A 16187-nucleotide genomic window follows, 5' to 3' on the forward strand; every position below is an offset into this window, starting at 1 on the left:
AACGCTATGCCACTGCTCACCTTCCTCATCGTGCTCGTCGTCATCGTGGTGGTCTTGGCCGTCACCTGCGTGAAGATCGTTCCGCAGGCTGAAGCCGCCATTGTCGAACGCCTGGGATCGTACCTCACCACCTGGAACAACGGCCTCCACATCAAGGTTCCCTTCATCGACCATGTGCGCATGGGGATCTCGCTCAAGGAGCAGGTCTTCGATTTCCCGCCGCAGCCGGTCATCACGAAGGACAACGTCACGATCTCGATCGACACGGTCGTCTTCTTCAAGATCCTCGACCCGAAGCTCTTTTGCTACGGCGTGGAAAACCCCATTGTCGCGATTGAGAACCTCTCCGCCACCACTATCCGCAACATCATCGGCGAGCTCGACCTTGACACGACGCTCGTTTCCCGCGACACCATCAACGCGAAGATGCGTTCCATCCTCGACGAGGCGACCGATGCGTGGGGCATCAAGGTCAACCGCGTCGAGGTGAAGAACATCACGCCGCCCGCCGCCATCCAGCAGGCGATGGAGAAGCAGATGAAGGCCGAGCGAGAGAAGCGCGAGGCAGTTCTTTTGGCAGAGGGCCAGAAGCAGAGCGCCATCACGGTCGCCGAGGGCGAGAAGCAGGCGCAGATCCTCTCCGCCGAAGCAGAGAAGCAGGCGATCATCCTTGCCGCGGAAGCTGAGAAGGAAAAGCAGATCCGCGAGGCAGAAGGTGAGGCTGAGGCGATTCGCAACGTCCAGCGAGCAACCGCAGAGGGCATCGCGATGGTGCGCGAGGCGGGTGCCGACAATGCCGTTTTGACGCTTCAGGCATACGAGGCCCTGAAGTGCGTCGCGAATGGCCGCGCAACCAAGCTCATCATCCCCTCCGATATTCAGGGAATCGCCGGCCTTGCGGCGTCGATCAAGGAGATTGTGACCGACGACCCTAATGCCCCGAAGCAAAGCGAGACGCCGAACGCGTAGGTGCGTTTTGGGCCCATCGGGCCCGCATTCCGCAGATTTGTGTTCGTTTCCCGCTCAACCTGGCACTTTGGGTGGACAGGCGCGGGCGTGCTTGCCACAATGTCGCAAGCGAAATAGTCGGGCGCGCTCTATCGGCGCGCCCGCATGTCAATCGAATAAAGGACGTGTTGCCAGTGGTCAGTATCGTTATTGCCCCCGACCCGCTTCTTCGCCAGGTGTGCGAGCCGTGCACGCCGGGCGACCACAGCTTGAAAAAGCTCGCCAAGCAGATGGCGCGAGCTATGTACAACAACAACGGTTGCGGAATTGCAGCTCCCCAGGTCGGCGTGACGAAACGCCTGGTCGTCATCGATGTTGACGACTCCAATGAGCAAAATCCCATCGTTTTGGTCAACCCCGAGATCATGGAGCTCAAAGGCGAGCCCGAAACGCAGGGCGAGGGCTGCCTGTCCTGTCCCGGCATCACCGTTCCTGTTTCCCGCAAGCCCTGGGCCCGCGTTCGCTACTACGACCTCGACGGAGAGATGTGGGAAATCGAAGGCGATGGCCTTCTCGGGCGCTGTCTTCAGCATGAGATCGATCACTTGAACGGACGCACGCTTTTCGAGTCGTGCGACCCCCTGACGCGCATCCGCGCGCTCGAAGCCTACGATGAGGCGCGCAAGAAGGGCGCCAAGCCGGGCGACACCTCCATCGAGGTGGATTGAATGCGCATCGTCTTCATGGGCACGCCGAACTTCGCGGCAACCATCCTTGAGGATCTCTCGCAGCACTATAACGTCGTCGCCGCGTACACGCGTCCCGATGCGGTTCGCGGACGGGGCAAAAAGCTCGTCGCATCTCCCGTGAAGGAAACCGCGATGAGCCTCGGTATTCCTGTCGAGCAGCCGACGACCTTCAAAGCCCCCGAGGCTATCGCCACGCTCGAGCAATATCGGCCCGACTTCATCATCGTTGCGGCATACGGTATGATCCTGCCTATCGATGTTCTCGAGTGCCCTACGTATCATTGCCTGAACGTGCACGCCTCGCTTCTGCCCCGCTGGAGGGGTGCGGCTCCAATCGAGCACGCGATCCTCGCCGACGACGAGGAGACGGGCGTGTGCATCATGCGCATGGAGGAAGGCCTCGATACCGGTCCTTTCTGTGTATGCCGGACGCTCGACGTGGGGGAGAAGACCCTTCCCGTGCTTGCCGACGAACTTGCGAATTTGGGATCACATGCTCTTCTGACGGCTATCATGCAGATTCTGCGCGGGCAGGAGCGTTGGGTCGTGCAGAAGGAATCCGACGCAACCTATGCCCACAAAATCGAGAAGGGCGAGCTCGATTTGAATCCGGCACTCGGCGTTGACCTGCTTGCGCGTCGCGTCCGCGCATCGAGCGCGGGTCATCCGAGCAAATGCGTGGTGCTCGGCAAAGGCGCGACAATCATTGACGCATGCCGCGCCGACTACGATGAGCAGGGGAAAGTTGCTGCAAGCGGCCTTGGTGCGGGGCAGGTGCGCTTCGCCTCGAAGCGGCTTCTGCTTGGGTGTGCAGACGGCGCGCTCGAGGTCTTCCGCTTAAAACCAGATGGAAAGAAAGAAATGGATGCCCAGGCATTCGCGGCTGGAGCTGCGGCGCTTCATGGGCACGACGGAGAATGGACGGCACAACATGCCTGATGGCAACAACCAACATAACGAAGAACATCGCGGCAACGGCGGCGCGAAGCGCCAGGGATCACAAGATCGCCGCGGCCGTTCGAACTCAGGTTCCTACGGCTCGAAGGGAAGCGGCGACCACAGGGGCTCTTATAAGGGCTCGCGCGACGGCGGCAAGGGCGGCAAGGGCGGCTATGGCAAGCGCGACTCGCGCGGCGGTTCCTCTCGTGATGGCGAGCATCGCTCTCGCAAACCCTTCGACAACAAGCGCTCTGACAATCGCAAATCTTACGGTAAGCGAAGCGATGATCGTCGCTCGGGCGGGAAGTCCTTCTCGAAGCAAGGGGATGGCAACCGCAAGCCTTACGGCAAGCGCGATGATAACCGAAAGCCCTATGGCAAGCGGGATGACGATCGCAGGCGCGACGGCGAGCGCACATTCGACAAGCGGGAAGGCGACCGCAAGCCTTACGGAAAACGCGACGATAACCGCAAATTCGAGAAGCGCGACGGCGAGCGTAAGCCATTCAATAAGCACGATGGCGACCGCAAGCCCTTTGATAAGCGCGAAGGCGCAACGCGCGATTTCGAGCGCGCTCCTCGCGGCGACGCCCCCTTCAAGAAAGATCGAGCGGACGATCGCGGCTTCTCGCGCAAGGACGCAGGCGAGCATCGCGGCTTCGAGCGCCGCGGGCCGTGGCGTCCCAACGAACAGAACGCTGCCCTCGCCGAGGGTCGCGAGCCGCAGGAAGGCGTCTATCGCGGCGAGCTTGAGCTCGACGAGAACGGTGAGCTCAAGTACCGCAACCGCCCCAAGGGCGGCGAGCGTCGCGGCGCGAAGCACTCCTTCGGCGACAAGCCTCGCACGAGCGGCGTTGTCCACAAAGATTCCGAGCGCAGTGCCTCCCCGGCCCGTCAGGCGGCTTTGCGCGTGACGTCGATCGTTCGCGAGCGCGATGCCTTCGCCCAGGAGCTTATCCACAAGTACATCGATTCCTCCCGCATGTCCCGCGAGGACCGCGCGTTCGCGACGCGTCTCACGCTCGGTGTTGTGAGCTCGTATGGCACGCTTGACGACGTCATCAACCGTTGTCTCGACCGCGTAAGCGACATCAACGACGACGTGCGCGACGCGCTGCGCATCTCGACCTACGAAATCATCTTCCTGAAGAAGGAGCCGCATGCTGCGGTGAGCCAGGGCGTCGAGCTGGTGAAGACGATCGCTCCGAAGGCGTCCGGCCTGGCGAACGCCGTCCTGCGCCGCATCGCCGACAAGGCGCACAAGTTCCCCTTCGGCGACCCTCGCACCGACATTGAAGCGTTTGCACGCCTGCACGCCTTCCCCGAGTGGCTTGCCAAGCGGGCGCTTCTCGACTTGGGTCCCGAGGCCACGCGCGATTACCTCGCGGGGTCGAACGAGCCGGCACCCCTGTTCGTCGCAATCAATGCGGCGAAGGCGGACGAGTCCGAGGTCGTCGAGACGATCGTGGCGGCTCACGGTGACCCAGTGGCCGTGTCGGTCAACGGCGAGGACATCCCCGGTTGCTATTGCCTCTCCGAGGGGCGCGTGCTCTTCGACGGGCGCGTCCGCCATATGATTCAGACTGGGCAGCTTCTCGTCTCCGACGCGTCTTCCCAGCAGATCGCGCGCCTTGTGCTCACCGAGGAAAAGCCCGCGTCGCTTCTCGAAGTCGGCGCCGGCCGCGGGACGAAGACCGTCCTCATCCAAAGCGACGCCCAGCGACGCTACGGCTCGCAGATCGACGAGTACGTGACCGTCGACAACCTGGAGTTCAAGACGAACATCACCGCCGAGCGCGCGGAGGAATACGGCATACACGTTTCCGAATCGATCACCGGCGACGCGACGGTACTCGACGACGTGGTGGGCGAGCGCGCCTTCGACGTCGTGTTCATCGACGCTCCGTGCTCGGGTTTGGGCACACTGCGCCGCCACCCGGAGATCCGCTGGCGTTTGAACCCCGAGAAGATCGACGAGTTCGCAAAGACCGGCTTGGCGCTTCTGAAGTCCGCCTCGACCCATGTTGCCCCGGGCGGCAGCATCGTCTTCTCCACGTGCACCATCACGCGTGCGGAGAACATCGATGTCGTGAAGGCGTTCCTCGCAAGCGACGAGGGGGCTTCGTTTGCCTTGGCCCCGATCGGCGGGGCGCCGTGCTTCAACCCCGCGCTCAAACCGGGCTCGCCCGATGCCCACTTCGCCGTGCGACTTGTGAAGGCGGCGGAATAAAATAATCCCCCAATCGCGGGGGCCTGCCCGAAACGGCGGCTATCCATATGACGGTTAGCCGCCGTTTGCATATCAAACTACTTCCATTTCGCAACGTTGCGATACAATTCATGCGTTAGGCATCGTTTTAGATGCATCGTTCGAGCATTATGAAAGGGGGAGTCGCATATGGAACCGAAGATCGAAGAGGTGGCTTCGCGAATTAGGTCGCTGCGTGAGGATCTCGACATCTCGATGCAGGAAATGGCCCAGGCGACGGGTCGCTCGCTTTCGGAATACGCCGCGCAAGAATCGGGCGAGCAGGATTTGAGCTTCAGCTTTCTCTCGAAGTGTGCGAAGCGTTTCGGCGTCGACATCGTAGAGCTGCTTATCGGCGAGAACCCTCACCTGACTGGGTATTCGCTTATCCGCGAGGGCGACGGGCTGTCCGTGAAGCGCCGTGCCGGCTTCGAATACTTGCACAAGGCGCCGCAATTCAAGAACAAGCTCGCCGAGCCGTTCTTGGTCACGATGCCCTATCTTCCCGAAGAGCAGGACAAACCTATCCATCTGTCCTATCACCGCGGTCAGGAAATCGACTGCATCGTCTCCGGACATATGCGCTTCGCCTACGAAGGCCACGTCGAGGAACTGGGCCCCGGCGACGTGCTTATGTACGATTCGGGTCGCGGGCATGGCATGATCGCCACGGGTGGCGAGCCGTGCGTGTTCTACGCGATCGTTTTGAAGCCGCAGGATATCGAGATTATGTAGGCGCGCCTGGGCTTGCCCCGGGTTGCGCCACTCTTCGGATCCTATGAGACTTCAAGGGCGTTTAGCCCTGCTTGCACTGAAAGAGGTTTTTTTATCCCATGAGGAATATCAATCTGCGCTACGTTGACGAGACCTACGCTCCCGATGGACAGCTCGAGACGTTCAGCGTCCATTATCCCGATAACTTCAACTTCGGCTACGACGTCGTCGACGACATCGCGGTGAACGACCCCGATCGCCGCGCAATGATTTGGTGCAACCCCGAAGGCGAGGAGCATATCTTCACGTTCGCCGATATGAAGCGCTGGTCCGACAAGACGGCGAACTTCCTGGTCGATCAGGGCATCAAGCGCGGTGATTACGTCCTTGTCGTCCTGCGCCGCCACTACCAGTTCTGGTTCGTCGCGACGGCGTTGGCAAAGATCGGCGCGGTCATGGTCCCCGCTACCTTCATGCTGAAGGAGCACGACTTGGAGTATCGTCTGAACGGTGCCTCCATCTCCTCCATCATCTGCACCTCGGTCGGGGAAATCTCCCAGATCGCGGACAACGTCATCGATGAATGCCCCACGGTCACCTCGCGCATTCTCGTGAACGGCGCGGGCGGCGGCACGACGAAATGCGACGACGAGGGCAACCTTATCGCTGTTGCGGGCACCGTCGGTGCGGCGCTTTCCGGCGAGGAGGGCATTTGTGCGGCATCCATCGAGCGCGAGGGTTGGGTCGACTTCAACAGCGGCGTCCGCGCGGCGAGCGACGTCTTCGAGCGTCGTGACACGGTAGCTGCCGAACCCATGCTCATGTACTTCTCCTCTGGCACGTCCGGTAATCCAAAGATGGTGCTTCACAACTCCGGTTATGCCGTCGCGCACCTGATTACCGCCAAGCACTGGCACAACGTGCAGCCCGACGGCGTTCACTTCACCATCGCTGACACGGGCTGGGGCAAGGCCGTGTGGGGCAAGTACTACGGGCAGTGGCTTATGGAAGCTTGCGTTCTCACGTACGATTTCGATCGCTTCAATGCGGGCGAGATTCTCTCGCTTATCTCAAAGTACCAGGTCACGACTTTGTGTTGCCCGCCGACAATGTATCGTCTCATGATGTCTGAGAACTTCGACGCCTATGATCTCTCGTCGCTTCAGTATTCGACGACCGCGGGCGAGGCGCTCAACCCCGACCTGTTCAACTTCTGGAAAGAGCACACGGGGCTTACGATTTTCGAAGGCTTCGGTCAGACGGAGACGCCGCTTACCATCGCCAACCTCAAGCACTCGACGCCCCGTTCCGGCTCGATGGGCAAGCCCGTGCCGCTCTACAACGTTGAGATCCAGCGCGACGACGGCTCGCGCTGCAACACCGGCGAGACGGGCGAGATCTGCATCCGTATGGAACCGCGTCCTGCGGGCATCATGATGGAATACTACCGCGACCCCGAAAAGACGGCGAACGCGATTTACGACGGCTGGTACCACACAGGTGACACCGCATGGGTCGACGAGGACGGCTACTTCTGGTACGTCGGTCGAAACGACGACGTCATCAAGTCATCCGGCTACCGTATCGGGCCCTTTGAGATCGAAAGCGAGCTGCTCGAGCACGAGGCGGTGCGCGAGTGCGCTGTCACCGGCGTGCCCGACCCCGTTCGCGGCTTCGCCGTCAAGGCGACGGTCGTGCTCGCCGATGGCTTTAAGGGCTCCGACGAGCTGACGCGCGAGCTCCAGGCGTGGGTGAAGCATCGTACGGCTCCTTATAAATACCCGCGCATCGTCGAATATGTCGACGCGCTTCCGAAGACGGTGAACGGCAAGATCCGCCGCGTCGCCATCAGGCAGAAGGACGGGGCGGATCTGAAGTCGCCGAAGCTTCCCGAGGGCCTTATCTAGCATGGCGCAGGTTCGCGACCTCGACGTTTCGCAGCTGGCCGGCGTGCTTGTCGTGTGCGGTCACTACGGTGTGGGGAAGACGGCGCTTTCGCTTTCGCTCGTAAAGGATGCCTCCCGCGTGGGAAAACACGTCACGCTCGTCGACCTTGATGTGGTGAATCCCTACTTCAGGTCGAGTGACCAGGCGCAATCGCTTCGGGCGGCGGGCATCTCGGTGATAACGCCGGTCTATGCCGGCCCCGACTGCAACATCGACATGCCAGCGCTCACGGGTGCGGTTGCTCCTGCGATCGAGCGCGCGAGCTCCGATGCAGACGAGCTGTGTATCATCGATGTCGGTGGCGACGATGCGGGTGCGGCGGCGCTTGGGCGGTTCTCGCGTACAATCGCTTCGGCACCTTACGAGATGTGGTATGTCGTGAACCGCTACCGAGCGCTTACTCGCGATCCGCACGAAGCGTGGGAGGTGCTCTGCGAAATCGAGCGCGCATCGCGCCTTCGCGCGACGGCAATCGTTGCGAACTCCCATCTCATGGGCGACACCGACGAGGATGCGATTTCCCAGTCGCTGCCGTTTGCCCGCGAGGTGGCGTGTGCGGTGGGTCTGCCGCTTGCGGCCGTCTGCGTTCCCGCATCTTGTGCGGATGTGGCGAGGGAGCGGCTTTCCCAAGAGGGCGCTGACGTGGCGCTCTATCAAATAGATCCCTATCGGCAAACGCCGTGGAGTAACTGATAGTCAAGAGGGCGGGGGTTAACGTCAAATGGCAAGAATCAGCGTGGACGAGGGCTTCTGCAAGGGCTGCGGCCTTTGTGTAAATGCATGCCCGACCCACATCATCGAACTCGATCAGGAGAGGATAACGGCCAAGGGCTATCATCCTGCGCACTGCATCGACCAATCAAAATGTGTTGGGTGCTGCTCATGCGCGGTCATGTGCCCCGATGTCGCCATCTCGGTTTGGAGGTGAGTTATGGCTGAAAAGGTTCTTATGAAGGGAAACGAGGCGCTTGCGGAAAGCGCGCTGCGCGCCGGGTGCCGTTTCTTCTTCGGTTATCCCATCACGCCGCAGACCGAGCTTGCGGCCTACATGTCCAAGCGCATGCCGAAGATCGGCGGGACGTATCTGCAGGCTGAAAGCGAGATCGCGGCAATCAACATGGTGTACGGCGCCGCGTCCGCCGGCGCTCGCGCGATGACATCCTCGTCGAGCCCCGGAATCTCGCTTAAAGGCGAGGGCATCTCGTACATGGCCGGCTCGGATTTGCCGGGCGTTATCATCAACGTGCAGCGAGGGGGCCCGGGCCTCGGCGGCATCCAGCCTTCCCAGTCGGATTATTGGCAGGCCACGCGCGCGACGGGGCATGGCGACTTCTTTATGCCCGTGCTCGCGCCCTCGACAGTGCAGGAGATGGCAGACTGCGTCTACCGCGCCTTCGATTTGGCCGACGAGTACCGCACGCCTGTCATGGTGCTTGCCGACGGCATGCTGGGGCAAATGATGGAGCCCGTCGTTTTGCCGGAGCCTAAGGAGAGCCTCCCCGAGAAGCCCTGGGCAACGACGGGACATAAGGGCAAGCGCACCCACAATATCGTTAACTCGCTCTACTTGACCGCCGACGCCCTCGAGAAGCTCAACATCGAGCGCTTCGAGCGCTACGAGGTTATCCGCGAGAAGGAGCAGCGCTCGGAAGCTTTCATGCTCGATGATGCGGAAATCGTCGTCGTCGCGTTCGGGGCATCGAGCCGCGTGGCGAGAAGCGCGGTCGTCGCCGCGCGCGAGGAGGGCATCAAAGTCGGTCTCCTTCGCCCGATCACGCTGTGGCCGTTCCCGACGAAGGCAATCGAAGGCGCGCTCTCGCATGCGAAGGCGTTCCTGTCGGTTGAGATGAACATGGGACAGATGGTCGACGACGTGCGCCTCGCGGTGAACGGGCGTGCGGCTGTTGACTTCTACGGCCGCACCGGCGGCGTCATCCCAACGCCCGAAGAGGTGCTTTCCGCTATCAAGGATTCTGCGAAGAGGGGAGGGGTTCTCTAATGGCGCAAGACGAGAAACTCGTGTTTTCCCGCCCGCATTCCCTGTTGCCGGTGGTGACCAACTATTGCCCGGGGTGCACGCACGGCATCGTCCATCGCCTCGTGTGCGAGGCGATGGACGAGCTCGATATCGAGGGTCAGACCGTAGGCGTCGCGCCCGTCGGCTGCTCGGTCATGTCCTACGATTTCTTCGGTTGCGACATGATTGAAGCTGCTCACGGCCGCGCTCCCGCGGTGGCCACCGGTGTGAAGCGCGTTTTACCCGATCACGTGGTGTTTGCGTACCAAGGCGACGGCGATCTCGCCTCGATCGGCATGGCGGAGACCGTTCATGCGGCGACGCGCGGCGAGCATATTACCGTCATCTTCATCAACAACGCGATCTACGGCATGACGGGCGGTCAGATGGCTCCTACGAGCCTTCCGAACCAGGTCACGCAGACGAGCCCCTATGGGCGTGACGTTTCGAAGGCGGGCTATCCCGTGCGCGTGTGCGAGCTTTTGAGCACGCTCGACGGCCCGGCGTACATCGAGCGCGTTACCGTCGATTGCAAGAAGAACATCCGCAAGGCGAAAAACGCCATCAAGAAGGCGTTCCAATACCAGATCGACGGCGTTGGCTATTCGTTCATCGAGGTCGTTTCCACCTGCCCCACGAACTGGGGATTGACGCCGCAAGAGGCCTTCGAGTGGATGCGCGAGAATATGCTGCCGTACTATCCGCTCGGCGTCTACCGCGACGTCGTCGCTGATGGTTATGCGAACGCGGCCGAGGCGGCGTCGGCTCGCTCAGCGGCATGCCCCATTGCTCATCCCGAGATGTCGGAAGGGGGCAACTAATGGCTGAGACGACGTATCCTGATCGCAAGATCGTGCTCGCTGGCTTCGGCGGGCAGGGCGTGCTCTTCGCCGGCAAGGTTATCGCCTATACCGGGCTTATAGGCGATCGCGAGGTTTCGTGGCTGCCTTCTTACGGCCCTGAGATGCGCGGTGGCACCGCGAACTGCAGCGTCAGCTTGGCGGCAGACCCCATCGGCAGCCCGCTCATCACGGCGCCCGATGTCCTTATTGCGATGAACCAACCCTCGCTCGACAAGTTTATCGATGCGGTCGTTCCCGGTGGTCTTATCATCGCCGATTCCACGCTCGTGCAGAGCATTCCCGAGCGCAGTGACGTGACGGTGAAGGCTATTCCCGCCGCCGATATCGCCGAGAAGGCGGGGCTTAAGGGTTTGGGCAACATCGTGCTCGTGGGCGCTCTCTTCGCGGCGGATCCGTTCTGCGATCCCGAGGTGCTCACGGCGGCGATCGAGAAGTGCGTTCCCGCGCGCAAAGCTGCGATGCTCGATAAGAACAAGCAGGCGCTCTCGCTCGGTATCGAGGCGTAAGGGCAGTGTGCGCGGCGAGGGGCGCTAAAGGGACACGCTTCGCCGCAACTTCTTAACCTTAAAGACGCACGGTTTGTTACGAAGCCCCAGTTGAGGCGCGGCACGCGAGATTCGCTTGCTGCGCTCTCTTTACTTGCAAGTTGCTGGTATGATATTTCTATTACGCTATCAGTAGGTCGGAGGGTGCCTTGAGGTCACGTACTATCGCGTTGCGCTTCGTTCTCGCGATCATGCTCGCGTTTTCCTTGGCATCCGTCGGCACCTTAGGAGCGGCTTCGGCTGACGAGTAGGGGTAATCTCAGGACGAGGCGGCTTCCTCAAAAGTGATTCGCGCCGGCTACCTCATCGACAATCAGGGCTACCAATCCGGAACGCCCGACACGTATATGTCGGGTTGGGGATACGAATACCTGCAAGACATTTCCTACCACACCGAGGGTTGGAAATACGAGTACGTCCTGGGAACGTTCTCTGAGCTCATTGCCAAGCATGAGGCGGGGGAAATCGACCTCATGTCGAGCATCTCCTATACTCCCGAACGAGCCGAGAACCTTCTCTACTCGACGAATCCTTCGGGCAAGAAGTGCTATTACGTCTATGTGAAGCCCGATCGCGGCGACCTTACCGTGGGCGACCCCGATGCTTTGCGAGGAAAGACGATCGGCGTGAACCCCGATGTCTTACAAACCACGGAGGGCAAGGCATGGCTCGCCGAGCGCGGCATCGACGTCACGTATAAGGAATACGCCACAGGAGGCGAGGTCTTTTCCGCGCTTTCGAGTGGCGAGGTCGACGCCATCATCATGAACGACGTGCTCTCTTCCGACGATGCGATGCCGGTGTTCTATGTGGGCGAGAGCGACTATTATTTCACGGTGCCGAAGAGCCGTCCCGACATAATGGCTGAGCTCGATGCCGCGATGGCGCAGATCTTAACGTCGAATCCGCACTATAACGATGAATTCAAGGCGCGCTATTCCGCGATCAACGTCGGCAGCTCCTCGCTTACGGACAGGGAGCGCGACTGGCTTGCGTCCTGCGACAACACCGTGACCGTCGGCTATCTGGACAATCTGCGGCCCTATTCGCTTCGCGGCAAGGACAATCAGATGGAAGGTGCGCTTTCGGCCGTCGTGAGCGATATGCGCGAGCGGTTCGGCATCACGGTGAACGAGCGCGCTTATTCCTCGAACAGCGATTCGGAAGCGGCGCTCGGGCGCGGGGAAATCGATGTAGCCCTCCCGTTTGCCAAGGATTATTGGATCGCCGAGCAGGAAGGATATGCCCAAAGCGACTCCCTGGCCTCGTCATCGCTCGTCGCGCTCTACAAAGGCGACGATCTCGGCAGCGCGCTTTCGAGCATCCTCGTCCAACCGAACTCGATCGTCTCGGAATCGCTTTTGAGGTCGCGATACCCCGACGCCGACATCATCATGTGCGACAATGCGTCCGCGTGCTTCGACGCACTCTCGAGTGGGCGCGCGCAGGCTGCGATCATTCCCGTGATGGCGCTCGATGTCGTACGCTCTCAAAACGACCTTTCGGCATACAAGACTGCCGAGCTCCCGGGTACCGTCAGGCTCACCGCACGGATGCGCCAGGACGCCCCGACGCTTCTCGCCATCGTGAACAAGAGCATCGCGAATTCCCAGGACAACATCACCGCCGGCATCTACACGGCGCAGTCCTACGGCGAAACCGAGACGACCCTTGTGCGGTTCGTCCGACTTTATCACGGGGTATTCGTTGCCGGTGTGGCCGTGGCGTTTCTCGGCATCATGGCGATTCTTGCGTGGTCGCTGCTTCGCGCGCGCAAAGCGCAGCAGGAAGCACAGGCCGCGAGCAGTGCGAAAACCGCGTTCCTCTCGCGCATGAGCCACGATATCCGCACACCGCTCAACGGCATCATCGGCATCCTCGGCGTGAACGAGGCGCACGCCGAGGACGCGGAATACGTGTCGCAGAACCGCAAGAAGGCCCGTGTTGCCGCCGATCATTTGCTCTCACTCATCAACGATGTGCTCGACATGAGCAAGATTGAGGATAGCAAAGTGGTGCTCGAGCACAAGCCGTTCAATGTCATCGACGTCATTGACGAGGTTCTCGTCGTCGGCAGGCTTCGCGCGCCCGAGTTCGGCGTCACCATTGAATCGATAGGTGCCGAAGATCTTGTCCATACCGACGTGATCGGAAGCCCCGACCATGTGCGCCGCGTGCTGCTGAACCTCGTCGACAACGCGGTGAAATACAATCGCTTAGGCGGCACGGTGCGCTGCGCCGTCGATGAGCTGGGAGTCAAGGGCAACATCGTGACCTACCATTTCGTGGTGAGCGACACGGGCGTCGGCATGAGCGAGGAGTTCCTCAAGCGCATTTTCGAGCCGTTCACGCAAGCGGGCAGCGATGCACGCAGCAACTACCAGGGCACCGGCATGGGAATGCCCATCGTGAAGGGCTTCGTGGAGAAGATGGACGGCTCGATCGACGTTACGAGCACCCAAGGCGAGGGCTCGTCGTTCTGCATCGTGCTCCCGTTCGAAATCGATCACGCGCCCGAGCGACATGCGGGTTCTGCCGACGCCGAAGGCGAATGCGATGTTTCGGGAATGAGGGTGCTGCTCGCGGAAGATAACGACCTCAACCTCGAGATCGCGACGACGCTGCTTGCCGATGAGGGCGTGGCGGTCACGTGCGCCGCGAACGGTCGCGAGGCATTCGACACCTTCGTCGACCGGCCCGCCGGCAGCTTCGACGCTATTCTGATGGACATCATGATGCCCGTGATGGACGGATACGAGGCCGCGTGCGCCATCCGCAGGTCCGTAAAGGCCGATGTGGGGTCGGTGCCGATTTTCGCCATGACGGCGAACGCCTTTGCCGAGGATGCCCAGCGAGCCCATGATGCAGGCATGAACGGGCATCTTACTAAACCCATCGACATGGAGAAGGCCAAACAAGCGCTCGCCACTGCCCGCCGCTAATGCTTTGCCCGTTTTGCGTTCGCCTGCTGATGTTCGTGTTGTCCGCTTCGGCTTCTTGCGGAGCCTTTCGTAGGGACCTTGCTGATGTTCGTGCCGTTCGGCATTACGGAAGCATATCTTGTGTAGCTAAGGTGCCCCCGTAATTGCGCCCGCCGTGGTGTCATTGGCGGGATTTTTCGCCCTTTGCTCAACGGGTCGGGGGTTGCGCGCGGGCATGCGGTATGATTGTCGCGCTTTAGGAAGCTTTCTTCTTGGAGATGGATGGGTCCTGGTGGGCCCCGCGGCCTTCAAAGCCGTTGTGAGGCGCGCAGAACGTCTTGGGTGTGTTCGATTCGCACGCATCTCCGCCAATATTTCCATGAAACGACGCGATCGGCGCCGCAAGGTGCTTGCGTGCTTGTTGTCTTTTCCAGGAAATGGGGGGGATTATGGCAGATCAATCAATTTCCGTCGACGCGTTAAGCCCGGCTCAAACCGAGGCGAAGGCGGAGACTCTCGGCATCTCGAAGGGCTCGATGCCCGCTGGCCGCATGTTTGTCGCCGCGATGCTCGCAGGCGCCTTCATCGGCTTCGGCGCAATGTTCTTTTGCCTGTTCACAAGCGATTCATCGCTTCCTTTCGCCGTGCAACGCGCTGGCGGCGGCGCTTGCTTCTGCTTAGGCCTCGTGCTCGTGCTCTGCTGCGGCGCGGAGCTTTTCACCGGCAATTCGCTTATGGTGTGCTCGCTGTTCTCGAAAAAGATCGGCGCAGGCCAGCTCGCGCGCAACTGGGCGATCGTGTGGCTGGGAAACCTTGCCGGCTCGCTCGTCGTCGTGTTCCTCGTATGCGCCTCGCAGATGGGCGCGATGAACGGGGGAGCGGTCGGGACGACCATGGTAAACGTTGCTTCCTCGAAGGCCTCGCTTGCACCCGCCACCATCTTCGCGAAGGGCATCCTCTGCAACGTGCTCGTGTGCCTGGCCGTGTGGATCGGCTTTTCCGCCCGCTCGGTGGTCGATAAGGTGCTCGGTATTTTTCTTCCTATCACTGCGTTTGTGGCCTGCGGGTTCGAGCACTGCGTGGCGAACATGTTCTTCCTTCCGAGCGGGCTTCTCATGAACATGCTCGGCGTCGGCAACCCGGGGGCGATCGCGCTCGAGGGGCTCGTCGCGAACATCGTCATCGCGACGCTCGGCAACATCGTCGGCGGCGTGGCGGTCGGCACGGCGTATTGGTTCGCGTATCGAACTCGTGAGAATCGCGCGTAAACCCACGCGCATACGCTACACTTACCTTTCAACAGTCCACGGGGAAGGGTGAGGTTCGTGCTTACGTATTTCAAACGCTATGAGATAGCGGCTTGCGCTATTGCCGTCGCCATTCCCCTCGTCGTGGTCTTCATCTGGTCGACCATCGAGGGGCGTGCGATGGGCTTTACCGCGGCGGGCGCGGGCGTATCTGTCGTGCTCTTGCTCGCCGGCCTGTTCATCTTCACGCGCGTGTTTGCTCGCGCAGCGCAGGCTAAGCTCGAAAAGCTCGTCTCCCTCTACAACGATGACTGCGACGTTGCGGCCTTCCTCGAAGGCTCGTCGAAAATCGCGGAATCCGCCGAGCTACCCTTGGGGGAGCTTCCCGCGTGGTTTTTGTCCTTCTACGCGTGCGCGCTCATCAACGTCGACCGCAAGAGGGAGGCCGCGAAGTTCGGCCTCATGATTCAAGACAGCGTGAAGGACGCGCCGACCGATGAGGCGAAGATCGCGCTGTACGCCGATCTGGTTCCCCTGGTGAAGAGCCTCTTCGACAACAATCGAGTAATCGCGCTCATCGATGAGGCGCTCTCGCTGCCAAACTTGGGGGATGACGTTATCACGCGGCAGCGCTGCGCCTTTCTTTCCTGGTCGCGCGAGGTCGCCCAGGCAGAACTCGCCCACGACGAGTCGAAGCTCATCGGGCTTTACCGCTCCATCTGGGGCAACCACGACCAGTGCACGCGCTTGCGCGTCGTGTATGCTGCCAAGGAAGGCGAGCTTCACGCTGCGGCGGGCAACCGCGATGCGGCAGCAGGCTGCATGCGCTTCGCCGCCGACAATGGCAAGGATCTCCCCGCAGCGCGAACAGCCCGCGCCTTCTTCGGAGAGTAAGGTGCAGCTGCCTCGGCGCAGGTGACTTTAAAACGCCCCTTTCGGAAACGGCACCCCCGTTTACGGAATACCGCTAGGAACTGTTAGCACGTTCGAAACAAAAGACTCCTATAATGTCGAATGTTTTTGCAATTCACGGTACAAGTGGGGTAGAA

Annotated in this window: 14 protein-coding genes and 1 tRNA gene; all 15 read left to right on the forward strand. The window is 61.0% G+C overall.

Going from position 1 to position 16187, the window contains the following annotated elements; genetic code table 11:
• The first annotated feature begins 6 nt into the window (after window positions 1–6).
• The 15 genes from F8C90_RS00485 to F8C90_RS00555 all read left to right on the forward strand — a co-directional run bounded on the left by F8C90_RS00485 (window position 7) and on the right by F8C90_RS00555 (window position 16032).
• On the forward strand, window positions 7–969 hold the full coding sequence (locus F8C90_RS00485) for an SPFH domain-containing protein (RefSeq protein WP_158048483.1): 963 nt from the start codon (window positions 7–9) through the stop codon (window positions 967–969).
• Window positions 970–1133: 164 nt separating this feature from the next.
• On the forward strand, window positions 1134–1676 hold the full coding sequence (def, locus tag F8C90_RS00490; RefSeq protein ID WP_158048484.1) for a peptide deformylase: 543 nt from the start codon (window positions 1134–1136) through the stop codon (window positions 1674–1676).
• Window positions 1677–2636, forward strand: a complete 960-nt coding sequence (gene fmt, locus F8C90_RS00495; RefSeq protein ID WP_158048485.1) for a methionyl-tRNA formyltransferase — start codon at window positions 1677–1679, stop codon at window positions 2634–2636.
• Complete coding sequence (locus F8C90_RS00500) at window positions 2599–4866, forward strand: transcription antitermination factor NusB (protein WP_170264474.1); 2268 nt, start codon at window positions 2599–2601, stop codon at window positions 4864–4866. The genes fmt and F8C90_RS00500 overlap by 38 nt, the downstream gene beginning before the upstream one ends.
• A 168-nt stretch (window positions 4867–5034) precedes the next feature.
• A complete protein-coding gene (locus tag F8C90_RS00505) occupies window positions 5035–5619 on the forward strand; it encodes a helix-turn-helix domain-containing protein (RefSeq protein WP_158048487.1) in 585 nt (194 codons plus the stop codon).
• A gap of 98 nt (window positions 5620–5717) precedes the next feature.
• Complete coding sequence (locus tag F8C90_RS00510) at window positions 5718–7505, forward strand: AMP-binding protein (protein WP_158048488.1); 1788 nt, start codon at window positions 5718–5720, stop codon at window positions 7503–7505.
• A gap of 1 nt (window position 7506) precedes the next feature.
• Entirely contained in the window at window positions 7507–8238 is a 732-nt protein-coding gene (locus F8C90_RS00515) for a ParA family protein (protein WP_211360967.1), read from the forward strand.
• Window positions 8239–8266: 28 nt separating this feature from the next.
• Window positions 8267–8473: a 4Fe-4S binding protein gene (locus F8C90_RS00520; RefSeq protein WP_158048489.1), complete on the forward strand. Its 207-nt coding sequence runs from the start codon at window positions 8267–8269 to the stop codon at window positions 8471–8473.
• Between the two features lie 3 nt (window positions 8474–8476).
• Entirely contained in the window at window positions 8477–9544 is a 1068-nt protein-coding gene (locus F8C90_RS00525) for a 3-methyl-2-oxobutanoate dehydrogenase subunit VorB (protein ID WP_158048490.1), read from the forward strand.
• Window positions 9544–10383: a thiamine pyrophosphate-dependent enzyme gene (locus F8C90_RS00530; protein ID WP_158048491.1), complete on the forward strand. Its 840-nt coding sequence runs from the start codon at window positions 9544–9546 to the stop codon at window positions 10381–10383. Before F8C90_RS00525 ends, F8C90_RS00530 begins: the two co-directional genes overlap by 1 nt.
• A complete protein-coding gene (locus F8C90_RS00535; RefSeq protein ID WP_158048492.1) occupies window positions 10383–10931 on the forward strand; it encodes a 2-oxoacid:ferredoxin oxidoreductase subunit gamma family protein in 549 nt (182 codons plus the stop codon). The genes F8C90_RS00530 and F8C90_RS00535 overlap by 1 nt, the downstream gene beginning before the upstream one ends.
• A gap of 323 nt (window positions 10932–11254) precedes the next feature.
• Window positions 11255–13912 (forward strand): ATP-binding protein, encoded by a 2658-nt coding sequence (locus F8C90_RS00540; protein WP_158048493.1) that lies wholly within the window; start codon window positions 11255–11257, stop codon window positions 13910–13912.
• A gap of 253 nt (window positions 13913–14165) precedes the next feature.
• A tRNA-Sec gene (locus F8C90_RS00545) sits at window positions 14166–14262 on the forward strand.
• A 78-nt stretch (window positions 14263–14340) separates the two neighbouring features.
• Window positions 14341–15159 carry a formate/nitrite transporter family protein gene (locus F8C90_RS00550; protein WP_158048494.1) on the forward strand — a complete coding sequence of 273 codons (819 nt, stop codon included), beginning with the start codon at window positions 14341–14343 and terminating at the stop codon, window positions 15157–15159.
• A gap of 57 nt (window positions 15160–15216) precedes the next feature.
• Entirely contained in the window at window positions 15217–16032 is an 816-nt protein-coding gene (locus F8C90_RS00555) for a hypothetical protein (protein ID WP_158048495.1), read from the forward strand.
• Window positions 16033–16187: the final 155 nt, after the last annotated feature.

The organism is Ellagibacter isourolithinifaciens, from assembly GCF_008831035.1.
GTDB classification, from domain to species: domain Bacteria; phylum Actinomycetota; class Coriobacteriia; order Coriobacteriales; family Eggerthellaceae; genus Ellagibacter; species Ellagibacter isourolithinifaciens.

What these genes read in the sequence shown, in the direction of transcription:
- F8C90_RS00535 (WP_158048492.1), top strand. Translation starts at nt 10,383, where the DNA reads ATGGCTGAGACGACGTATCCTGATCGCAAGATCGTGCTCGCTGGCTTC.
- F8C90_RS00505 (WP_158048487.1), top strand. Translation starts at nt 5,035, where the DNA reads ATGGAACCGAAGATCGAAGAGGTGGCTTCGCGAATTAGGTCGCTGCGT.
- F8C90_RS00500 (WP_170264474.1), top strand. Translation starts at nt 2,599, where the DNA reads ATGGGCACGACGGAGAATGGACGGCACAACATGCCTGATGGCAACAAC.
- F8C90_RS00485 (WP_158048483.1), top strand. Translation starts at nt 7, where the DNA reads ATGCCACTGCTCACCTTCCTCATCGTGCTCGTCGTCATCGTGGTGGTC.
- fmt (WP_158048485.1), top strand. Translation starts at nt 1,677, where the DNA reads ATGCGCATCGTCTTCATGGGCACGCCGAACTTCGCGGCAACCATCCTT.
- F8C90_RS00510 (WP_158048488.1), top strand. Translation starts at nt 5,718, where the DNA reads ATGAGGAATATCAATCTGCGCTACGTTGACGAGACCTACGCTCCCGAT.
- F8C90_RS00520 (WP_158048489.1), top strand. Translation starts at nt 8,267, where the DNA reads ATGGCAAGAATCAGCGTGGACGAGGGCTTCTGCAAGGGCTGCGGCCTT.
- F8C90_RS00530 (WP_158048491.1), top strand. Translation starts at nt 9,544, where the DNA reads ATGGCGCAAGACGAGAAACTCGTGTTTTCCCGCCCGCATTCCCTGTTG.
- F8C90_RS00515 (WP_211360967.1), top strand. Translation starts at nt 7,507, where the DNA reads ATGGCGCAGGTTCGCGACCTCGACGTTTCGCAGCTGGCCGGCGTGCTT.
- F8C90_RS00550 (WP_158048494.1), top strand. Translation starts at nt 14,341, where the DNA reads ATGGCAGATCAATCAATTTCCGTCGACGCGTTAAGCCCGGCTCAAACC.
- F8C90_RS00525 (WP_158048490.1), top strand. Translation starts at nt 8,477, where the DNA reads ATGGCTGAAAAGGTTCTTATGAAGGGAAACGAGGCGCTTGCGGAAAGC.